Origin of the sequence: Microbacterium schleiferi, assembly GCF_015565955.1 — a bacterium.
Lineage (GTDB): Bacteria > Actinomycetota > Actinomycetes > Actinomycetales > Microbacteriaceae > Microbacterium > Microbacterium schleiferi_A.
Window position 1 is genome coordinate 529,172 of record NZ_CP064760.1, and the last position, 20,878, is coordinate 550,049.

Consider the following 20,878-nt stretch of genomic DNA (forward strand, 5'->3'; position numbering starts at 1 on the left):
GACTGGGAACTGGTCGGATGGGCCGTGCTGCTGCTCGGCGCCGGCATCCTTCTCTCGACCCTCGCCGACCGGCTCGTGGGCGGCACGCTCGGTTCCGCGCTCTCGCTCGCCGCCCTGTGGGGAGGGATGCTCGCCGCCATCATCCTCGCGTTCGTGCGCTCGCGGCCACGGATGCTGCTGCGCTTCCACCCGTTCGATCTGATCTATGGCCTTGCGCTCGGCATCCTGCTGCGCATCGCGCAGGGCTTTCTCGAGATCGCCGGCACCAGCACGGCCTCCTGGCCGGCGGCCGGGACCCTGGACGGGTCGCTCCCGGCATCCTTCTGGTTCGACGGGGTACTCGCGCCGGTCGTGATCGCGCCCCTGCTCGAGGAGTTCTTCTTCCGTGCTGTGCTGCTCGTCGCGATCTTCACGGCGGTGCGGCGGATGACGGATTCGCGCGTCTGGGCAGGATTTGCGGCCATCGTCGCGACGACGCTGCTGTTCGCCGGCCTGCACCTCGTGTTCGACACCTACACGTGGTGGTCGGTTGTCGCACTCGGCCTGGTCGGACTCGTGTGTGCGGGGCTGGTCGTCGCGACATCCCGCATCTGGGGCGCCGTGCTGACACACATCGTCTTCAACGGCATCCTCGTCGGGATGCTCCTTGTCGGAACGCTGGGCGCGTAGGCCGAATCCCGGTCGCAGCTCCGTTCGCGAACCTCGCGCCGCGCTCGAGCGTGGCATAGCGCACTGCTAGAGCGTGGACGACCTCGAGACCAGGCCCAGGCGCGTCGCTTCGGCAACGGCTTCGTGACGCGAGGTGACGCCCATGCGGCGGTAGAGCGAGCGCACCTGCGACTTCACCGTGTTCACCGACACGTGCAGGCGCCCCGCGATCTGGGCGAGCGACTGGTCGCTCGCAAGCGCCGCGAGAACCTCCCGTTCCCGCGGGGTCAGCGTGACAGCCGGCGGCGGACTTGCCATCACCGCGAGGCGCACGTGCGCCGGCGCGGTCACGGGAAGTTCATCCCGCACGGATGCCGGCACCACCGACAGTGGGCGCCACAGCCCCTCATCCTGAGCGAGGTTCGCTGCCGCGGTGGTGATGCGCTCGTCGGCGGGAAGGCCTGCGCGCTGCAGAGCGAGCGAGGTCAGGAGCAGAGCCTCCAGGCGCACCGACGGGCCGATCCCGCGCCGCTGCGCGAGAGTGCGGGCGGCGTGGACCGCAGCCAGCGGGTCGGCTCGGAGGATGAGCCCGCGCACGGCCCCGAGGGCGCAGAGCCCGGGAAGGGAGCCCCGATCGCGGACGGTGTGGGTCGGGGGCATCCCCAGCATCTCGCCGGCCTTCTCGCGCAGGAAGTGCGCGACACACAGGCCGAGGGTCCCCTCTTGCAGCGGACGGTTCTCGGTCGCGGAGTCAACCAGGTCGAGAACCGCCGCAGGGTTCCCTGTCGCGAGGCGCCACCGGCCCTCAGCAAGCAGCACGAGCGGCCAGTACTCGAAGAGCAGATCGCGATCAAGGCCGGCAAGCAACTCCGGTGCACCCGCATCCATCCGTTCGACAGCGATGAGCGCCCACGTCAACCGGGTGCGCGCACGAATGCGGTCGGCAGAGGCGTTGCTGGGTTGGCGTTCGGCCTCGGCGCGCGTGAGCAGCCGCTCAGCCTCGCGGAGGTAGCCCTCCATGGCGAGCACGCAGGCCTGCTTGACCAGAGCGTCGCGACGGATGCCGAGTTCGGTGTCGCCCTCCGTCGCTGCGAGCGCGCGTCGGAAGTGCTCGAGCGCGGCGGACGGGTCACCGGCGAGCAGTTCGGTCGTTCCGAGCTGCGAGTAGGCGGCGGCAAGGAACTGGGGGAGTTGGGCGGGCTCGTGCGTGGACACGCCCTCGATGTGGCTGGTCAGGCGCTGGGCAACGTCACGAGCCTCGCTGAGCTCGCCGCGCAGGCGATGGGCCAGCATCCGCTGCGCGATACGCCAGCCCTGGTCGAGAGGAGTGTCCAGTTCGGATCCCACGGCGGCATCCAACGGACGGGTCGTCAGCAGCCGGATGCGCTCGGGGGTGTCGAGCACGGGAAGAGCGAAGCGTTTGGCCAGAAGCAGCGCCGGCGGCGCAGCCTCTTCGGGGACGGGCGCCAGCAGCCGGCGCAGGTCTCGCGGGCGATCGAGGAACAGCGGCCACAGCCCGACGCTCAGCAACCGGATCGCGGTGGCCGCGTCGCCGCGTTCCCACGCGGTGTCCACCTGTTCGATCAGGGCCGTCAGTACCTCGGGCGCGGTCGCCTGCGTCAGCGCGCCCGGCGCCGGTGGGATGACGCTCGCAGCAACGCCCCCCATGGACGGCAATGACCGTGGCGTCGCGTGGTCGACGGCGCTCGGCGTCTCGGGTGTTTGGGTGGCGGATGGTGTGGGATCCGGTTGCTGTGGCTTCGGCATGAACATCTGGTTCCTTCCCGTCATCACCACAGATGGACGGAAACCCAGATCGTGACGCGAAGCGCCGAAGATTTCTCGGCGGCGTCCGCTGCCCGCGCTACTGGCCCGTGCCCTACTGGCCCGTGAAGGTCACGAAGGACGCCGGGCCGTGGCGGCCGGTGGCCGGATCGATGTAACGGATGCCGATCGTCACAACCGTGTCGGAGCCGGGCAGCGTGAACTGTGACGAGTATGCCCCCGAGGCATCCAGCACCATCGGCGTCGGGCGACACGGCGACGGATCGGGGAGCTTGATGCGTTGGACGGATGCCAGCGGCTCGCCGGTGATCGAGAGCTGGAAGCCCGACCGCGAGACGACCTCTCCCTCGGTGGGGGAGAGGAACACCGGTGGCGCCGCGACCGAGACGTCGATCCCGGTCGACAGGGGCGAGGTGCGCTCGCCGAGAACCTGCCGCGCCGACAGCGAGTGATCGCCGGCCGGCAGGTACGACGACGCCGTGGTCGCGCACGCACCGCCGGAGAGATCGCTGACCTCCCACGCGCCGGAGCCGTCGGCGACGGTTGTCGCCCGCACGACCTCGTTCTCGTCGACGACCTCGACGGTCGCGCCGGGTTCGGCATCCGTGCCCGAGATCTGCGGGTACACGGCCGTTCCCGCGCTCGCATCGACGACCACACCCGGTGCCGGAAGCGGCTCGATCGTCGGGACGGGCGTCACCACCGGTTCGGGGGTGGGGCTTGCCGTGGGGGTGGGACTGGGCAGCTGGACGGCAGGGGCAGGGCGCGGCTCTCGCGGCCGGGTCTGCGCGCCGGGAGGGGGCGTGGGGGCAGGGGTCGGTGTCGCCGCGGGATCGGCAGGAGCGAGGATCTCCTCATCGTGCCGGGGCGTGACCGGTGGAGCATTCTCGGCCGCCTCGGCCACCGGCGCGCCGGTCTCGCTGGGGCTCAGGGCGGTGCCCACGGCTGCCCACACGCCCGCACCGATCGCGACGACGGCGACGACCCCGGCAGCCACGGCGGCGACCTGCGCCGACCTGCTCAGCCGCGACGTGCGGGGCCGGGGCGCCACGGAACCGGTCGGCCCCGCCGCGATGGTCGCGACGGTCGCGGCAGAACTCGACTGCAGCCACGCCGCATAGGACGTCACAGCCGCGCCCCCACGACAACCGGAAGCAGAGCCAGCGCGAGTCGGCTCGAGACGTGCTGCGCCTCTTCCCAGGCCACGGCGCATCGTTCACAGGTCGCGAGGTGTGCCTGGGCGGTGCGGGTGTCCCGGGCGCTGAGGCCCCCGCGGGTGTGCGTGCCGAGCATCGAGAGCACACCGCGGCACTCGTCGTTGTCGGCAGTGCGCAACTGCGCGCTCACCCATGCGTCGCGGAACCCGCGGCGGGCCCGCACCACGAGTGCGGATGCGGCGTTGGCGGCAAGCCCGAGCAACGGTGCGAACTGGCGGGGCTTGAGACCCTCGACGTCGCTGTACCAGAGCGCCTCCTGCCAGCGGGTCGGCAGGGACCGGAACGCCGAGACCGTCGCGCCGGATTCGAGCGCCGCCTCGGCGGCTCGGGCGGTGTCGGTGTCGGCGGGCAGCTCTGCGACGTCCGCGGTGCTGAGATCGCCCGCCCGCGCGCCCCACTCGCGCGCCACGTTCTTGACAGCGGTCAGCAGGTACGCGCGAAAGCCCATCGTCGGGCCGCCCCCGCTTCGGATTCGCGCAAAGACCCGCGTGAAGGCCTCCGAGACGACATCGTCGGCATCCAACGTCGTGAAAGCGCGCGCGACAGCCAACGCCGCGGAGCTGTGGCGCAGCCACAGCTCGGCATATGCGGCCGAGGTATCGCGGCGCGACAGGGTGACAAGTTCGTCGTCAGAGAGCGCCGATAGACCAGTTCGAGGCACGGTCACTTCAGCTTTCGGGAAGAAGCAGGGAAGGCCGCTCCCACAAACGGCCCACACCCAGACTGGGCCGAAGTACGGCTGCGCGCAACAATGCACACTCTGTGAACAGGTCCACGTGTCGGCGCAGCTGAGCGAAATCGGATGCCGAGAGTACAGAGCAGTCGAAGACCAGTCCGCGCGATCCCCCCGGCTCCGGCGTCGCAGCAGCGCCGTCGCCCACCTCGGGTGCGCGGGGCGTGACCAGAAGCATCCGAGTCGGCAACGCGCGAGCCCATGCCGAGCGTGGCGGAGACACGCAGGTGACGTCCGCGGCGCCTCGGCCCCAGCGCCAGGTCCTCGATCCACTGCGCAGGACAAGCCATGGGCCCGCGAGCGTCACCTCGCGCAGTCGCGGAACCCCGGTGCGCGACGGGGTGAGAAGCAGGCGCCACCGGCCCGCTCGGAACCGGACCGACATCGGCGGCAGGCTCAACGCACTCGGCGCCCGGGGCGCCGAGTGAGGCCATCGGGAATTCGTGTTCACACCTGAACAGATGCCGGTCGGTGCCTTTCGTGACGCGGTTTCGTAGACGCATCTGGATTTCTCGGCGCCGCGGCGGATAAGCGGGGCGGCACCGGCCGAGGCATCCAGCCGCGAGAGGGTGAGAGCGCGGGTGAATCTGGGCTGATCCGCCTGTCTTGACCTCCTGTCGGCAGTTACCGTTTCCCAGGCCGCGTCTTCGAGGTGCGGCCACAGCACGCCCGAACGTGCGCTCCACGCGAGCGAGTCAGAGGCCACACCGCGTAATCGGAACTCAGTCCGGTTCGCTGACCTGGGCTCGCACTCGGCCGAGAGCGAGAACGCGCGCGCCGTCAGGGCAGCGCGATGGGCAGTTTGTCGCGCCTGCGACAGAGACGAAACGGGGAGACGATGACACAGCGTTCACACGGGACTGGCAACACACGGCGCTCGCGTCGATCCCCGTGGCGGCGGCTTGTGCACCGCATCCGCCCCCTCACTGCCGTCGCACTCTCGACGCTGCTCGTCGTCTCTGGCGCGGTGGCCGTCGGCACGATGCCCGCGTACGCGGACGACATCAATGCGACGCTCGCGATCACCAAGTCAACCGATGACCCGATCACCCCCACCGGCGTCGTCTCTCCCGGCGAGACCTTCGAATACGACCTTCTCTTCAGCTGCGGCACGTCCGTCGGCAGCGTCAGCGGCTGTAAGAACGCCACGATCACCGACCTCCTCCCCGAATGGATCGAGTTCGTCAGCGTCAGCTCGTTCCCCGTGTCGGCGCCGGGCACCTCGACCGTCACCGACGTCGGAGGCCGCGACCAGGTCACCCTCGCATTCACCTCCCCCGTGAACACCCCGGGTGCGACCACCGGCCTCCCGCTCGGCACCTTCCAGATGACCATCCAGGTCAAGCTCGCCGACGACGCACCGTGGGAGATCGACGGCACCACGATCATCAACACCGCCGATATCACCGCTGACAACGCCGTGCCCCAGAGCGACAGCGCACCCATCGAGGCGGCGGTGCCCGTCAACCTCGCCACGACGACCGACAAGTCGTTCGACCCGAGCAGCAACTACAACATGGCCGGTGAGACGACCCGGCTCACGCTCTCGGGCACCAACACCACCAACGGCGGCGTCGACACCCTGACCGTGCAGGACCCCGCCGGTGCCACCCCGCTCCCGGCCGACGACACCAGCCCCTTCCACTACCTCGAGTTCACCGACTTCGGCGCCATGACCCTCCCCGCCGGGGCTGAGCAGGTCACCGCCGAGGTCTATTCGATCGCCGACAGCGCGTGGCACACCGTCTATGTCGGCGCCGGCCCGCCCGTCTACCCCGCCGCAGGCCCGGGTATCCCTGACAAGACCGACATCTACGGCATCCGATTCACCTACGCCGACACGGGCGGCGGCAGGATCGACGTTTCCGCCACCGGCTCCGCGGAGGTCGCGCTGACCCAGCGCGCCGCGGTCGAGAGCCTCTCGGTCGCCACGACGGTCGACAACACGGTTCAGAGCACGGTGAGCCTCGGCAGCGACACCGTCTCGTCCCCCGTCGTCACCAAGCCGTACCAGATCATCCCGTTCGGCCTGCAGGTTTCGGCCTCCAAGACCTTCAGCCCCGACCAGATCAAGGCTGGCGAATCCACGACCGTCAACATCGGCGCCGTCAACAGCGGGACGGCGACGCTGGCAGAACTGGTCATCAGCGAGCCCGGCGCCGGTACCCCCGGATCGCTCTCCGGCGATCTCACCTTCGCAGGGTTCGGCACCGTCTCCGGCGGCGCCGGCAACGGCATCCAGTGGCCCTCGGGCGCAACCGAAGCCACGATCGTCTACCACTACGACGACAACACCTCGTCGGCTCCGCTGTCGACCTCCGTCAGCGGCACCATCCCCGACTCGCCGTCCGCGCTGCGGGTCGTCGGATTCGACATCACCTTCACGGGCGCCCCGATCGTTTCGGGCGCCGAGGCCAAGACCCCGTTCGTCGTGTCGACGCAACGTGTCGGCACCCCGCCCGACCTGACGACCGTCCCCAACGACGTCGACGCCGTCGCGAAGGCCTTCACCGACATCACCCTCACTGACTCCGACACCGCCACCGACGAGCTGGAGATCTACGGCGACCGGATGGCTGTCGAGGTCAGCAAGAGCATCCAGCCCAGCCAGAGCTGGCTCGTGCCCGGACAGCAGACCGTCGCCCAGATCCCCGCTGTGATCTCCTCCTTCCCAGCCACGACCGTCAACCCGACGCAGGTCATCGTCGACGACGCCGCCGTGCTGAGCCCGGACTGGTGGAACATCTACAACGCCACCGAACTGCCTTCTCTCGGCATCCCGAGCAACGCGACCCTCACCGTGCAATACACGACCGACGGCAGCAGCTGGACAAACCTCCCCGGCGCGGTCGGGCTCAGCTCGCCCCCGGCGTACCAGACCGTGACGATCGACCCGGCGCTGTCGGACACGATCATCGGCCTGCGCTTCGTCTACGACGCGGTCTCCGGCGAGTCCTTCGACCCGGGCTCGACCTTCCAGCCCAACATCACCTTCACGACGCGTGAGCAGACCCGAAACGCCCCGATCGTCGATATCGAGGATGTCCCGACCACCGGGACGATCCCCGACCCGTCCACCCCCAGCGGCACGATCGACGTCGTCCAGGTGGCCAACTGCGCGACCGCCGACGCCTCGGTAGCCTCGCCCGCCATGTCGGCGGCCACGGCGAACACCTCGCCGTGCCCGATCTCGACCCTTATCCCGATCAACGGCGGCAGCGGGGTCGGCCCCGACCTCGTCGACAAGGACGTCACGCCCGTCACTGTCGTGGAGCGCTCGCAGGCCGGCACGAACGGCACCCTCGGCTGGTCGACCGGTGGCCTCACCGGCGTGACCCAGATGCGCGTCACCGAGACCGGATCGACCTCCTACGCTCCCGCCACCAGCGCGAACCTCGACAGCTCGTTCCTCAACGCCTTCGACGTGATCCGGTTGGCGCCGATCACGAAGACCACGGATCCGCTGATCGCCTACGACCAGCTGGTCTCGGTCGAGCTGTTTGACTACACCGCCGCCGGCGGCGCGGGAGCCTGGGTACCGATTTCCGGCGCCCCGTGGGACGGACCGACCTCGGGCACCATCGTGTTCCCCGGCTACACCCTGACCGACGCCGAGCAGGCCACCACAACCGGTGTGCGCTACACGTTCGCTGAGAGCCCGAACCGCGCATCCGCGCTCACACCCGGCAACCTCACCCAGCCCGCGGTGGGCAGCGGCGTCGCGGCATCCACCGACCGCCGACCCATCACGGTCAACTTCCAGCTGCGCGATGACCGACGCTCCGACGGCAGCCCCGTGCTCTTTGGCGAGGCCTACAACACCGCCGGCGACCTGAGCGTTGTGACCAACACCGTGAACGCACAGGCCTGCCTCGTCGCCTTCGTCGCGGATGCCTGCGCCGACGGTTACTCGACCAACGACAGCGACACCGTCACGATCCTCAACGGCACCGCGAACATCACGACCACCAAGTCCTGGTCGACCGGTGTCTCGGGCGGCGGCGCCCTCGGAATCCCGCCGACGGGCACCCCCGCGGCTGACTACCCGACGACCCGCATGACCCTCAGCGTCGTGAACAACGGCCCGCAGAAGGTCGACACCCTCGACCTCACGGACCCGGCGCCCAATGTCGCTTTCGAGGGCACGGCGTGGGATGTGTTCACGCTCACCAACATCGTGAGCATCACCCCGCCCAAGGACTCCGATGGCTCCGGAGGCAACGCCGACGTCGCGGTCTATCTCGACCTCGCGGGCGGCGGCGAGCTCGGCCCGCTCACGATCTCGGCCGCTACCGCGCTGACCCCGGGCCAGCTTGATGACGTGGTCGGCGTGCGCGCCTATGCGAGCGGACGCATCTCGTACACGTCCTCGGGGAACAACAATGGACGCCTCCAGATCCAGCTCGATGCGCAGCTTCGGGAGACCCTGCGCAGCGACCCCATGACGCGGGTGAGCGCCGGCTCGGTAGACAACACGATTTTCGGATCCATCGGCGACCCCTCGGTCGAAACCTCCGGATCGTGCGCGGTCTCGAACCCGCCCGTGACCGCCGACCCCAACACGGTCGTCTCGTGCAACAACGCGAGTATTTCGCTCAGCGACACGCAGGATCGCACCGTTCTGGCAGGCAAGAGCTTCTCGCCCACCAACGAGTACGAGAACACCAATGACCGCATCCGGATGCTGCTGTCGGGCCAGCCCGGCGGCAACGCCCGCAGCAACCAGCTCGTGCTCACCGACACGACCCCGGGGTTCTGGAACGCCTACGGCTTCGCCGGACTCGTAAACGCCAACCCGAGCCAGTTCGCGATCGCCAGCCCCGCCAACCGGGTGCAGATCGAGCTGCTCACCGGCGCGACCTACACGGTCGAGGTCGACAACTCCATCACCGTCAGCGGCGGCACCTGGAACGCGGTCGTGAACGGCTCGGGCGACCAGTGGATGACGGCTACGCAGGCCCGCTCCGCCCTTGCGCCCGGTGCAGCGACAGCGACAGCGTCGATCCTCGGCGGCGGCACCGTGACGTACGGCGAGGTGCAAGGCATCCGTTTCACCTACCAGCGCGTGGCCAGCGGCTCGATCGCCGACCCGAGCGCGCCGCTCCTCCTGTTCGAGAACCCCGCCAACCCGACGTTGACCGGGAACCTGTTCGTGCAGCGGCGTGACGCGCTGCTGACCGGCGGCGACGTGCCCACGACCTTGTCGGGCAACACCGCCTCACCCGGTACGACCTCGGCGGGCGTCTTCCCCAACACCGTGGTCGCCGATGCGACCGGCATCCCCGGAAACGGATCGCCGGCCACCGACGATGCCGACGCGAACTTCACGTTCCGCCACCTGCCCACCGCGGCGACGGTCGTCAAGACCCCGACCGGTCAGGTCGCGCCCGGGACCAACTTCGAGGTCGCGCTCACCACGACCAACAACGGGGGCTACCCGATCCTCAACCCGGTGATCACCGACAACCTGCCGGTGGGGACCGTCGCGGCCGGGCTACCCGACTACGTGTTCCCGGACGGGATCGACCCGACCGATCCCGCGAACTACACGTTCGCGCTGAGTTCAGGCAGCGCCCCCGGTGCTCCCTGGACGGAACTGCCGATCGATCCCGCCGACGTCAACGTCGTCGTGACGTCCTCGTCCGGTGTCGATCCGGAGCCGGTCGCGATCCGCTTCGAGTTCCCCGCGGATTCCGCGCTCGGACTCGGACAGGTCTACCGCATCTCGTGGGACATGCGCCTGCGCTCCGGTGCGGTCGCGAACCAGCCGTTCACCAACGAGTACGAGATCACCGGCGACCGCGACTTCGACTCGTGCAACGGCGTGGCCGGCACCACCGACATCTGCTCGACGACCGCGACCGTCACGACGCAGCCCCTCGCGACGTTCGGGATGTTCCAGCAGGTCCGCGCGCTGGACCCGGCGCTCGGCGTCATCTCCAGCACCGCAGCAACGTGCACCATGGCCGACGCTGACCCTGACGGCTTCTTCGTCGACCCGTGTGCTCCCGTGACCAAGCCCGGCCAGAACAACGAATGGCGGCTGAACTACGAGAACTGGGGAAGCTACCCGCTCGATGAGATCTCGACGATCATCTACCTGCCCAACGCTGGTCAGAGCGGTATCGACATCCCGACCGTCGACAGCCTGTGGCGGCCCGTGCTCGCTTCCGCGACCGGTCCCGGCCTGCGCGCCGACGACACCCCGACCGCGGCCCGCACGGTCTACTACAGCACCGAGTCCCCCGGAACCTCGCTGTGCGACGACGTCCTCACCGACGGTGGCACCTGCCCGCCCGGGTATTGGCAGCCCCTGGACGCGTCGGTCGACCTGACCACCGTGACCGCGCTGTACGTCGTGGTCGACTTCGCCGGGGGTGGCGACCTGCTGCAGCCAGGCGAGAAGTTCCAACTCGCGTTCGAGACCACGGCTCCGCCCGCCGCGTTCAACCCCGGGAACGACCCGATCACGTGGAACTCGGCCAAGACCGGCGGGAAGTACACGACCGGCGGCAGCCAGCGCACCCTTCCGCCGTTCGAAGTGCCCGTCGTGGGCGCGTCGCTGGCCAGCGGAAGCCTCCAGCTGACCAAGACCGTCGACGGTGATGCATCCGGCGCCGGGTGGGTCCCCACCTCGTTCGACGGCACACTCTCGTGCACCTCGGCAGGCGTCGCCGTGCCCACCGCGGCGATCCCGACCGTGCCGACCCTGACCGATGGCACCACCGTCACGGTCGGTGGCCTCCCGTGGGGTGCCGAGTGCACGTTCGTCGAGACCGACGCGGGCTCGGATGTCACGCTGTCACCGTCCACGGTGACCGTGAGCAACGACCCGACGGCCATCGAGGTGCAGAGCGTCACCAACACGTACGACTACGCGAGCCTGCTGGTCGAGAAGACCGTGGAAGTTCCCACCCCTCCGGGCACGACCTACCCGGTACCCACTGACTTCGCGTTCACCGCGGTCTGTACCTTCAACGGCGCGACGGTGCTCAACGAGACGTTCCTGCTCGATGACGGTGACACCCGCCTCTTCGAGGACCTGCCGGCTCGCTCGGAGTGCGTGGTCACCGAAACCGACCCCCGTGATGCCGACAGCACCGTGACAAGCGTCACGGTCATCGACCCGACGGTCCCCCCGACGATCGACCAGCCCGCGCGCCAGGCGACGATCCCCGAGTTGAGCCCCGACTCGGCCGGCGGTGACACGCAGAACACGGTCTCGTATGTCAACAGCTACGACCTCGTGGCGCTGACGATCACGAAGGACCTCGAGGGCGAAGGCGCGGCGCAGTTCGGCGCGAACCAGACCTTCACGGTCGACGTCGTCTGCACCTTCGCGGGAGAGACCCTCGTCGACACGTCGGTCGAGCTGAGCGCCGGCAACGCCTGGACCGCATCGCTGACCGGCCTCATCGCGGGATCGGACTGCGTCATCACCGAACCCGACCTCGAGGGCGCGGATGCCGTCGTCATCACCCCGAACGACGGCAGCGACACCACCACCGGTGAGATCACGCTGCCCGACACCGGCACCGCGACCGTGACGGTCACCAACTGGTACCTCACCGGTTCGCTCGAGGTCACGAAGGTCTTCGACGGCGCGGCTGCGACCCAGTACGGCACCGCCGACTTCGACCTCGAGCTGGTCTGCCTGCGAGATGGCGTCGACGTCGACATCCCGGGCGGAAACGACCGCACCGTGAACGCCACGGCGCCGACGGCATCCTGGACCCACCTGCCCACGGGCGCTGACTGCACCCTCGCCGAGACCGGCATCGGGGGAGCAGGCGCAACCGCGATCCTGGATGCCGGAGGCAGCGTACTCGTCGACCCGGCGACCGACGGCTACACGTTCACGGTCGTGACCGACCCGACGATCCTGAACGTCGCCGACCAGCCGCAGCCGAGCCTGCAGGTGCGCAACACCTTCACCTACGCCGAGGTGTCGGTCAGCAAGGTCGTCGAGACCGAAGCGCTCGACAACAACGGCGACCCGATTCCGTTCGGGCCGTTCGAGGTGACACTCCAGTGCACCTGGGAGAGCGCGACGGTAACGGCCAACGAGCCGATGACGCAGACGATCGGCGACGGTGACAGCTTCACGTGGACCGGGCTACCCGAAGGGGCCGACTGCGTGATCGAAGAGACCGATACGGTCAACGCCGCGTCGACGACGTACGAGATCACGCAGGGCGGTGCCACGGCACCCGCCGTCGACGGGATCGAGGCGAGCCTCGCGCCGCTTCCGGCCGAGGGTGCGGCCGACCAGACGTCCGTGCTCTTCACGAACGAGTACCCGGTCGCCCCGATGATCATCCGCAAGGAGGTCGACGGCACGGGAGCTGCCGATGTGACCCGTAGCTTCCCCGTGAACGTACGCTGTGTACTGATCGACGCATCGCACCCTGACCCGGGCATCCTGGTGCGCGATGTCAACGTCGAGATCGGCGGGCCGAGCAACCTGCAGCCGGAGATCGACTTCCTGCCGCTGGGTAGCTCGTGCACGATCACCGAGACCGACACCGGCGGGGCATCATCCGTCTCGATCACGGGCACCCCGTACATGGGTCTGCCCGGGGCCGGCGGTGTGCCGGGCGCCTCGACCACCGTCACGGACTCCTCGATCACGGTGACCTTGAGCGATAACCACTACCTCGTCGAGATCACCAACACGTTCATCAAACCGCTGCCGCCGACCGGCGGGATCTTCGCCTGGACCGTGCCGATCGGCGCAGCCCTGATGACGGTGATCGGACTCATGTTCGTGCTGTGGCGCCGCTTCGAACCCGGTCGGGACTGAGCGTCAGCTGATCGCGGGGCGGCCGGGATCCCTCGGGGAACCGGCCGCCCCGCGGCGGTGACGCGCGGGGTGGGGTGCCTAGAGCAAGCCCAGGCGCTGCGCGGCCAGCAGAGCCTCGACCCGTGTGCCGGCGCCGAGTTTGCGAAACAGCGTGCGCTGCTGCGACTTGACCGTGTTCTCCGAGACGAACAGCGCCTCTGCGATCTGCGCCCGGGTGCGGTCAGTTGCCAACAGAGTGAGCACCTCGCGCTCCCGGGGCGTGAGGACGGGCACCTGATGGCCGAGCAGATGGTTGTTGCCGAAGTCCCCGGGCCAGCCGTCGACGGTGGTCTCCGCGAACTGCGCCACGACCTCCGGGACGTACACGCGGTCGGCGTCGCGCAACCCGCCGTACCTCTCGATGACTCCTCGGAGCACCGCGGCAGCGTCGTCGGTGTCGCCCTGTCCGAGCAGTGCCGCGCTCAGGAGGCACACCCGGAAGAACTCAAGCTGGCGCAGCGGCGCGGTCTGGCCGTGAAGTCCGATGAGCCGACGGATGCTGTCGGCGGACTCCCCGGAGGCGATAGCGACCGACTCCCGCAGCAGTCGGAAGGCCGCCGGTCTGTCGTCGACCTCGCGGAGAAGAGAACGCGCGAGCGCAAGATCGCCGCGCAGCAGCGCGACGGTTACTCCTGCGGCAGCGAACACGCTCCCCGCCAATCCCTCGCCTGGCACGAAACCGGACGCTGCCGGCCGGAACCGCTCGACACTGGCGTAGGCCTCGTCGAGGCGCCCTCGCCGCAGATGCAGGCGGAACAGGGCCTCAACCCGGTATGGCCAGAGCTCGCCCAGGAGCGGCACCGGGATCCGTTCGACGCGTTCGATGGCAGCATCCAGATCGACATCCCTCACCAGCACCGCCTCCGCGAGCGCCGCATGGGAATCGATGACGTGCTCGACCCAGCTCGAGGTGCGTGGCAGATCGGCGGCGAGGTCGAGCTTGCGGCGCGCGCTGTGTTGATCGCCGTACAGCGCGTGGACCAGCGCGGCCTTGACGTACGCGTCCCGCAACAGCGCTGTCAGCGTCTCGGGCGGCCGGGTACGTCGCGCGGCGGTGAAGGATGCCAGTGCCGCTTCGTGGTCGCCCGCGAGCATCTGGGACAGCCCCATCTGCACGGCCTGGAACGTCGCGATCCCTGCTGTCTCGTCAAACAGCGGATTCGTGCGCTCGTCGTCGAACACCCGACGGACGATCTCGACCGATTCGCGCGCGTTGCCGCGTCCGCGGGCGTCGAAGAACAGTGCAGCGGCGTCGCTGGCATCCAACGCTGGAGACGGCTGCGCCACGACAGGTCCGTTCAGGTACAGGCGGAAGGCGCGGGCGGCGCTTCCTCCCGTGATGAGCTCGGGTGGGACGGTCCGCAGGATCTCCTGCATCTTGTCGGGCGGCACCGAGAACCACGCCTCCAGAGGCGAGTCCGCGATGATCGCCATGACCTCCTCGGCGTCTCCAGCCGCGTGCGCCGCGAGGAGCGTGGCACCCGTCGGGATGTCTATCTGCGGTTCCACACGTCACCCCCTCGTTCCTCGCCGACCGGGTGTGGGCGTTGATGCTGAGTCGTGGTCCCCATGCTGCGGCGAGCGTGTGGGAGCGATTCTAAAGGGCGGCGCCTTCCCGAGGCTCCTCCGCGGAGCCGCTCGCCGCCATCGCGTGCGAGAGGGGGTGACGGTCGGGGTGAACTTCGCCCCGGGACGCCGACCAGACGCGGGCAGCGTCCTACTCTCGCTTCGAGCCCCGCGTGGCGAGCCATCCCCGCGCCCTGATCCGATGACCTGCCGGCGCTGGCGCCGCGGTCGCAGACCCGAGTCGAAAGACACCCACATGACCAACCGACGCCTCGCCCTCGCCCTCGCGAGCCTGTTCATCGTCGGCACTGGCTTGTTCGTCCTGGCGGCCGTGCTGCGGTGGGACCTCGTCGTACTCTGAGAGGGCGCGCTTCGTCATCTCTCACCGCACGGCGCCGCCGCGGAGGTCGTTCAGATGGGTCTTTCCGGAGTTCCGCGCCTCCCGTCCGAACTGCTGGACCGGACGCGACTAGAGCGGATGCTCGACGACGATGCGGCGCTGGTCGTTCTGAGCTCGCCAGCCGGAATGGGAAAGACCGTCGCCATGGCCCAATGGGCAGCGCGGACGGCGCGCCGTGGCGTCTGGGTACGCGTCGCCGACGGTGGGGGAACCCCCGCGGTCTTTGCCGGACAACTCGCCCTGGCGCTTCACGACCACGGCCTCATCGGCGCAGACAACCCGCTCTCCTCCGGGCAGGCCGTGTTCCAGTTCGTCGACGAACCCTGGACGCTGCTGCGCCGCGGGCTCGCGATGGTCGGCGAGCTCTCGCTCGCGATCGACGAGAGCGAGAATCTCGACGACGAGGCGGTCGCCGGAGTCATCCGGCTGGTTCACGACGTCGCCACGCTGTCGGTGCGCACGACCACGCGGGTTCCGAACGGGTTCGTCGAACCAGCGCTGGCGATGAGTCTGAGTGTGCGTGTGCTGCGAGAGGATGCTCTTGCCCTCACCGACGCGGAGGCCGCTGCCGTCCTGGATGTCGAACCGGATGCCCCGATCATCCGTGACGTTCTCGACCATGGCGGCGCGCCGGGCTTGGCGCGGCTGCTCACTCTCGATGAGAGTGCGACGGTCGGGGCACACACACGACGCACCCTGCGTGAGATCGACTCGTCGCGCATCTCCGAGATCGTGGAGTCGTTTCTGCGCATCCGTCGCCCGGCGTGGGACGAGCGCTTCACCGTGTTCCTGGAGACCATCTGCCTCGCGGATGCTGTCGACGTTGCGCTGGCTTCGCAGCTGACCGGTCGTGAGGATGCCGGGGACCTGCTCGACCGTGCCGAACGGGAAGGGCTCGGGCAGTGGCGCTCGCAGGGAAGCGGCCGCGCTGCCCTCTTCGAGCCCTCTCCGTTTACTCAGCGCGCCCTCTCGGCATCCGCTCGCCGGAGCCTGCGCCCCTCGCGCCTGCGCGAACTCAGCCTCGTCATCGCCCAGTGGGAACTCGACAATGGCCGCCCGTTCGAGGCGCTGCGCCGCGCGGCTGCGTACCGGGAATGGCCGCTGATCACAGAGATCGTGCGGCGGCACTGGAATGAACTGCTGCCGTACGGGTCTGAGATCACCGCCCTGTTCCGAGGCACACCGCTGACCACCCTCGGTCGGCAACCCCTGGTGACCACGATGCTCGCCATCATCGCCAATGCGCGCCCCGACCACCGCCTGCGCGCTGTCGAGTACTTCCTGCTTGCCGCGTACGGTTCGCGTCAGCGATCGGCCACCCGCGATCCCGCCGACCGCGTGCTGCTGCGTGCGATCGAGTCGGCCGCGCAGCGGATCTCGGGCCGCGATGGATCGCGCGTCGCGCGCGAGGCGTTCGAGATCTTCGACCAGATGACACCGGATGACCGGGCGCGCCTCGGGCGCAACGAACCGACAGTCCACAACCAGATCGGTACCAGCCTGCTGTACGGGGAGACACCGCGCGGGCGATCACGAGCTTCCGCCGGTCGGTCGAGGCCAGCGACGCCGGCGGCTACCGGGCGGGACTACAGGGGCTCGCGCTGCTTGCGGGGACCCACGCGCTCAGCGGAGATCTTCCCCAAGCACGAGCCGTCGCGGCCCGGGCAGAGCAGCGCGACTGGCCCGATCGGTGGAAGACCGGCTACCCCGGCAGCTACCTGCAGCTGGCGTACGCGCTGATCGCGCTGGAAGACGGCGACGTCTCTGCGGCCTCGGAGCGGCTCCACACCCTCGACGAGCACCGCGAGACGATCGAGCACTGGGCGCCGCTGCTGCACGTGGACGTCTTGATCGAGCTCCGACGTCACCGTCCCGATATCGCCCGAGAACGCATCCGTACCGTCGTCATGGCGCAGCGCTCCCGCCGGGCGATATCGCCGTTCGTCAGCGGCAGGCTGCGGCACACGACGGCGCTTGCGACGCTCGCCGCCGGCGACCTCCCCGCCGCCGCACGCGTCCTCGGGAAGGCCGAAGACATCAGAAGCGCCGTGGGCCGAGCCCGGGTAGCGCTCGCCGGGAACGATCCGGAACAGGCGCTGCGGATGCTCAGCGGAGTCGTCGCGCCGGAGACCTCCCGTCGCGTGCGCGCCGAGTACCTCTCGCTCTCGGTCGCGGCTGTCGCGCTGCTCGGTCGCGAGGACGCTGCGGCGCGCTCGGCGATCGAACGTCTCGAGGCTGTCCTGGCAGAAAGCGACCAGTCGCTCGCGCTGGCCCTCGTGCCCGACACGGCGCTCGCCGCGCTCGCCGCCGCGGCGGAACGCCTCGCGCTCCCGGGCTTTGCTGCCCGCGCGGAGCGAGCACGAAGCTGGGCGATGATCGCCTCGCCGGGATCGGTGCCCCGGCTGACCGCACGCGAGCGGGCTGTGGCCCGTGAGCTTGCCCGTCACGCCGCGGTCGCAGAGATCGCGGCTGCCCTGACCGTCTCGCCGAACACGGTCAAGTCCCAGCTCAAGGGCCTGTATCGAAAGCTCGGCGTCGGTAACCGCTCGGATGCTCTACGGGTGCTCTCGGCGTGGGGAATCCTCCACAGCGATGCCGACATCGACCTCGGTCGGCGGGACAGTCGCACCGAGGAAGGGTAGAGCGACCAGTCCCAGCAGGCTCACGACGGCCGCCGCGACGCAGAGCGTCGTGAAGTTGTCTGCGGCGCTCGAGATGGGGTCGGGGCCGCCGAGCGTGAGCAGCCACGCTGCCACCACCGGCACAAGGATCTGCGGCAGCGTGTCGGCGACATTCAGGGCGCCGAGATAGCGGCCGCCGGCTCCCGGCGGAATCCGGCGGAGTGCGACAGCGAGATTGACAGTGAAGAAGACCCCCATGGCCAGGCCCGCCGTGACGGCGCTGACCACGAGGAGGGCGGCATCCGTGCTGGCCGCGCGGAGGAAGGCAGCCAGCGCCAGCACGATCGCCGAGGCCCCCAGCAGGATGCGTCGATCGACCCGCGCCGCGAGCCAGCCGCCGAAGAGTGCGGCGCCAACGAGTGCTGCACCCCCGGCCAGCGTCGATACGGACGTGAGCGAGGTGGCCGACGCGGCCGATCCCGTGATGCGGTCTGCCACGAGATACAGCATGAACGAGGTCAGCAGTCCGAAGGCCACCGACTGGATGAAGCGGCCGATCCAGACCGGTGCGAAGCGCCGCACCGACGCGCCGCGGTGTCCGACCGTCAGCGCTTCTGCCGCAGGCCCGCCACGCTCGGGGAGCCACACGGCAGCACCCAGCGAGATACCGACGGCCACGATGCACATCGTGAGGGTCACCGCGTCCAGGTGGTCAGGCAGCAGGGACGACAGCAGCAGCGGTGGCACGGTGCCCAGGAACGCCGCCGCCGCGAAGGCGCCGGAGGCCGCCGAGCGTTCAGCATCGGCAACCGCATCCGAGAGCAACCCCGCCGCCGCGGCGAGCATGGCGTTGTAGGAGATCTGCACGGCCACCCACGCGGCGATCAAGACGCCCACAGACGGAGCGAGCAGCAGAACCACGGTGGCGACCAACCCGAGCGCTGCCCCGCCGACAGTCCAGGGGTGGCGTCGCCCCCAGCGGGAGCGGGTGCGATCCGACAGAGCGCCGAAGAGCGGGTTGGCGACCGTCGCGGCGACAGCACCGAGGGTGATCGCCAGCCCGAGCGTGCCGGTGCGCGCGTCAGCCGGAACCAGCTGATCCACCGCGACGGGCAGGCCGGCGATGGCCGGAGCCGTCATTGCGCCGATCGCCACCAGGTTCAGCGCCGAGGGCACGAGCGCCCGGCGGCCGAGTGGACGAGGGGAACGCGGGGGCATGAGGGTCAGGGTATGCGGTGATCGTCCGATCACGGCGACGGCAGAGCGGTCGTCGGTCGGGCATCAACCACCGCTCGGGTGATGACCGAGGTGAAGTTCTGCATCCGCTCCGACGGGACACGCAGTCGCCTCATACACTCGCTCCGGAACCTCCGGCAGCGGCTCGCTGCGGGCCCCCGGATGGCGGGTCGCCCCTTCTCCCCGGGTGGGCGATCCGCCATCATGGGAATGCGCCGCGCTCGCGACGCATTCTCGCGGACCCGATCGCGACCTGGAGAGCGTGACATGAGCCTGCACGGGGTGCCCCGTCTCTCCCGCAGCCAGCTCTCGTCGGCCGACGAGCTCTCCCGTGAACTGCTCGGCGACCCCGCCGTCGCGCTCAGCCGGGCGCGCATCTGCCTTGCCGCGGGGGATGCCGCGGGTGCGTTGAGGCTCCTGCACGCCCAGGACTTCTCGCGCACGCTCCGCATCGCCGCCGAGGCTGCCGCGCTGGCAGCCGCGGCCCTGTGCCACTGTCGCGCTCTCGCCGCGCGAACGTGCGGTTGCCCGGGAACTGGCGCGGCACGAGTCCATCGCCGCTCTCGCCGCCGCGTTGAACGTCTCGCCGAACACCGTCAAATCGCAGCTGCGCAGCGTGTACCGCAAGCTCGGCGTGACCAGCCGGGCCGGCGCGATCCGCGCCCTCGCCGGCTGGGACGGTGTCGGCGACCCCTCGCCGGTGGCGGCAAGCGCCCCAATGCCGTAGTCTAGATCTTTGGTGCCTGCCTCACTGCGGCAGATCACCGCGAACGTGAGCCCTCCACTGGCGTGTTCGACGGCCATCGGCCGGAGAACCACCCCGGAGCGGGATTCACGAACTCCTCCGTTCGAACCAGAAAGCAGCACTATCGTGACGCGCACATTCACCCCCAAGGCTGGCGAAATCCAGCGCGAATGGCTCGTGATCGACGCCACCGACGTCGTTCTCGGCCGTCTCGCCTCCCACGCCGCAGCGCTCCTGCGCGGCAAGCACAAGGCGACCTTCGCCCCCCACGTTGACACCGGTGACCACGTCATCATCATCAACGCCGAAAAGGTCGCCCTCACCGGCCAGAAGCTCGAGAAGAAGATGGCTTACCGCCACTCCGGTTACCCGGGCGGCCTCAAGGCTGTCGCGTACGGCGAGCTGCTCGAGAAGAACCCGGCCCGCGCCGTCGAGAAGGCCATCCGCGGCATGCTCCCCAAGAACAGCCTGGGTCGCCAGCAGCTGTCCAAGCTGAAGGTCTATGCCGGTGCCGAGCACCCGCACGCCGCTCAGCAGCCCAAGACATACACGCTCGACCAGGTCGCCCAGTAAGCGCCGGACAGACCAGAAGGACATACTCGTGGCGAACGACACCACCGCAACCGAGCCCACCAGCTACACCACCGAATCCTCCGTCGACGTCGAGGCTGTCGAGGCTGCGCGCCCCGTCCTCAACGTTCCCGGCGCGGCAGTCGGCCGCCGCAAGGAGGCCATCGCACGCGTGCGCCTGGTCCCCGGCACCGGCACCATCACCGTCAACGGCCGCACGTTCGAGGACTACTTCCCGAACAAGCTGCACCAGCAGCTCGTGACCGACCCCTTCACGCTGCTCAACCTCACCGGCGCGTACGACGTCATCGCCCGCATCCAGGGTGGTGGCCCTCGGGCCAGGCAGGCGCCCTGCGCCTGGGCATCGCTCGCGCACTCAACGAGATCGACGCCGAGAACAACCGCCCCGCCCTGAAGAAGGCCGGCTTCCTCTCGCGCGACGCGCGCGTCAAGGAGCGCAAGAAGGCCGGTCTCAAGAAGGCGCGCAAGGCTCCGCAGTACTCGAAGCGTTAATC

11 protein-coding genes and 1 pseudogene are annotated in these 20,878 nt (G+C 69.4%); 7 read left to right on the plus strand and 5 right to left on the minus strand.

The features are described from left to right. Positions 1-24: 24 nt before the first annotated feature. Complete coding sequence (locus IT882_RS02595) at positions 25-669, plus strand: CPBP family intramembrane glutamic endopeptidase (protein WP_195693047.1); 645 nt, start codon at positions 25-27, stop codon at positions 667-669. A 66-nt stretch (positions 670-735) separates the two neighbouring features. Here IT882_RS02595 and IT882_RS02600 read toward each other — a convergent pair whose 3' ends face one another. From IT882_RS02600 to IT882_RS02610, 3 genes are all read right to left on the minus strand, one after another. Next, positions 736-2,415, minus strand: a complete 1,680-nt coding sequence (locus IT882_RS02600) for a LuxR C-terminal-related transcriptional regulator (protein WP_195693048.1) — start codon at positions 2,413-2,415, stop codon at positions 736-738. Positions 2,416-2,527: 112 nt separating this feature from the next. Beyond that, on the minus strand, positions 2,528-3,562 hold the full coding sequence (locus IT882_RS02605) for a hypothetical protein (RefSeq protein WP_195693049.1): 1,035 nt from the start codon (positions 3,560-3,562) through the stop codon (positions 2,528-2,530). Next, a complete protein-coding gene (locus IT882_RS02610; RefSeq protein WP_195693050.1) occupies positions 3,559-4,311 on the minus strand; it encodes a sigma-70 family RNA polymerase sigma factor in 753 nt (250 codons plus the stop codon). Before IT882_RS02610 ends, IT882_RS02605 begins: the two co-directional genes overlap by 4 nt. A 910-nt stretch (positions 4,312-5,221) precedes the next feature. Between IT882_RS02610 and IT882_RS02615 the strand changes: the two genes are divergently transcribed. Next, the gene (locus IT882_RS02615) at positions 5,222-13,186 is read left to right on the plus strand and encodes a DUF5979 domain-containing protein (protein WP_195693051.1); all 7,965 of its coding nucleotides are present in this window, start codon (positions 5,222-5,224) and stop codon (positions 13,184-13,186) included. Positions 13,187-13,264: 78 nt separating this feature from the next. On the opposite strand, the gene IT882_RS02620 is transcribed toward IT882_RS02615, so the two are convergent. Next, positions 13,265-14,734: a helix-turn-helix domain-containing protein gene (locus IT882_RS02620; protein ID WP_195693052.1), complete on the minus strand. Its 1,470-nt coding sequence runs from the start codon at positions 14,732-14,734 to the stop codon at positions 13,265-13,267. A gap of 472 nt (positions 14,735-15,206) precedes the next feature. On the opposite strand from IT882_RS02620, the gene IT882_RS02625 reads away from it, so the two are divergent. Together IT882_RS02625 and IT882_RS02630 are read left to right on the plus strand one after the other, a co-directional pair. Further along, on the plus strand, positions 15,207-16,931 hold the full coding sequence (locus IT882_RS02625; protein ID WP_195693053.1) for a hypothetical protein: 1,725 nt from the start codon (positions 15,207-15,209) through the stop codon (positions 16,929-16,931). A 98-nt stretch (positions 16,932-17,029) separates the two neighbouring features. Beyond that, positions 17,030-17,833: a helix-turn-helix transcriptional regulator gene (locus IT882_RS02630; RefSeq protein ID WP_229382259.1), complete on the plus strand. Its 804-nt coding sequence runs from the start codon at positions 17,030-17,032 to the stop codon at positions 17,831-17,833. Here the strand turns inward: IT882_RS02630 and IT882_RS02635 are convergent. After that, positions 17,747-19,030 carry an MFS transporter gene (locus tag IT882_RS02635; protein ID WP_195693054.1) on the minus strand — a complete coding sequence of 428 codons (1,284 nt, stop codon included), beginning with the start codon at positions 19,028-19,030 and terminating at the stop codon, positions 17,747-17,749. The two genes, IT882_RS02630 and IT882_RS02635, sit on opposite strands and share 87 nt — an antisense overlap. 481 nt (positions 19,031-19,511) lie before the next feature. On the opposite strand from IT882_RS02635, the gene IT882_RS16850 reads away from it, so the two are divergent. From IT882_RS16850 to rpsI, 3 genes and pseudogenes are all read left to right on the plus strand, one after another. Next, positions 19,512-19,775 (plus strand): helix-turn-helix domain-containing protein, encoded by a 264-nt coding sequence (locus tag IT882_RS16850; RefSeq protein ID WP_195694025.1) that lies wholly within the window; start codon positions 19,512-19,514, stop codon positions 19,773-19,775. A 144-nt stretch (positions 19,776-19,919) separates the two neighbouring features. Further along, entirely contained in the window at positions 19,920-20,366 is a 447-nt protein-coding gene (gene rplM, locus IT882_RS02645; RefSeq protein ID WP_195693055.1) for a 50S ribosomal protein L13, read from the plus strand. A 28-nt stretch (positions 20,367-20,394) separates the two neighbouring features. Beyond that, positions 20,395-20,876, plus strand: a pseudogene (rpsI, locus tag IT882_RS02650) (30S ribosomal protein S9). The last annotated feature ends 2 nt before the right edge of the window (positions 20,877-20,878 follow it).

What these genes read in the sequence shown, in the direction of transcription:
- IT882_RS02600 (WP_195693048.1), bottom strand. Translation starts at nt 2,415, where the DNA reads ATGCCGAAGCCACAGCAACCGGATCCCACACCATCCGCCACCCAAACA.
- IT882_RS02615 (WP_195693051.1), top strand. Translation starts at nt 5,222, where the DNA reads ATGACACAGCGTTCACACGGGACTGGCAACACACGGCGCTCGCGTCGA.
- IT882_RS02625 (WP_195693053.1), top strand. Translation starts at nt 15,207, where the DNA reads ATGGGTCTTTCCGGAGTTCCGCGCCTCCCGTCCGAACTGCTGGACCGG.
- IT882_RS02635 (WP_195693054.1), bottom strand. Translation starts at nt 19,030, where the DNA reads ATGCCCCCGCGTTCCCCTCGTCCACTCGGCCGCCGGGCGCTCGTGCCC.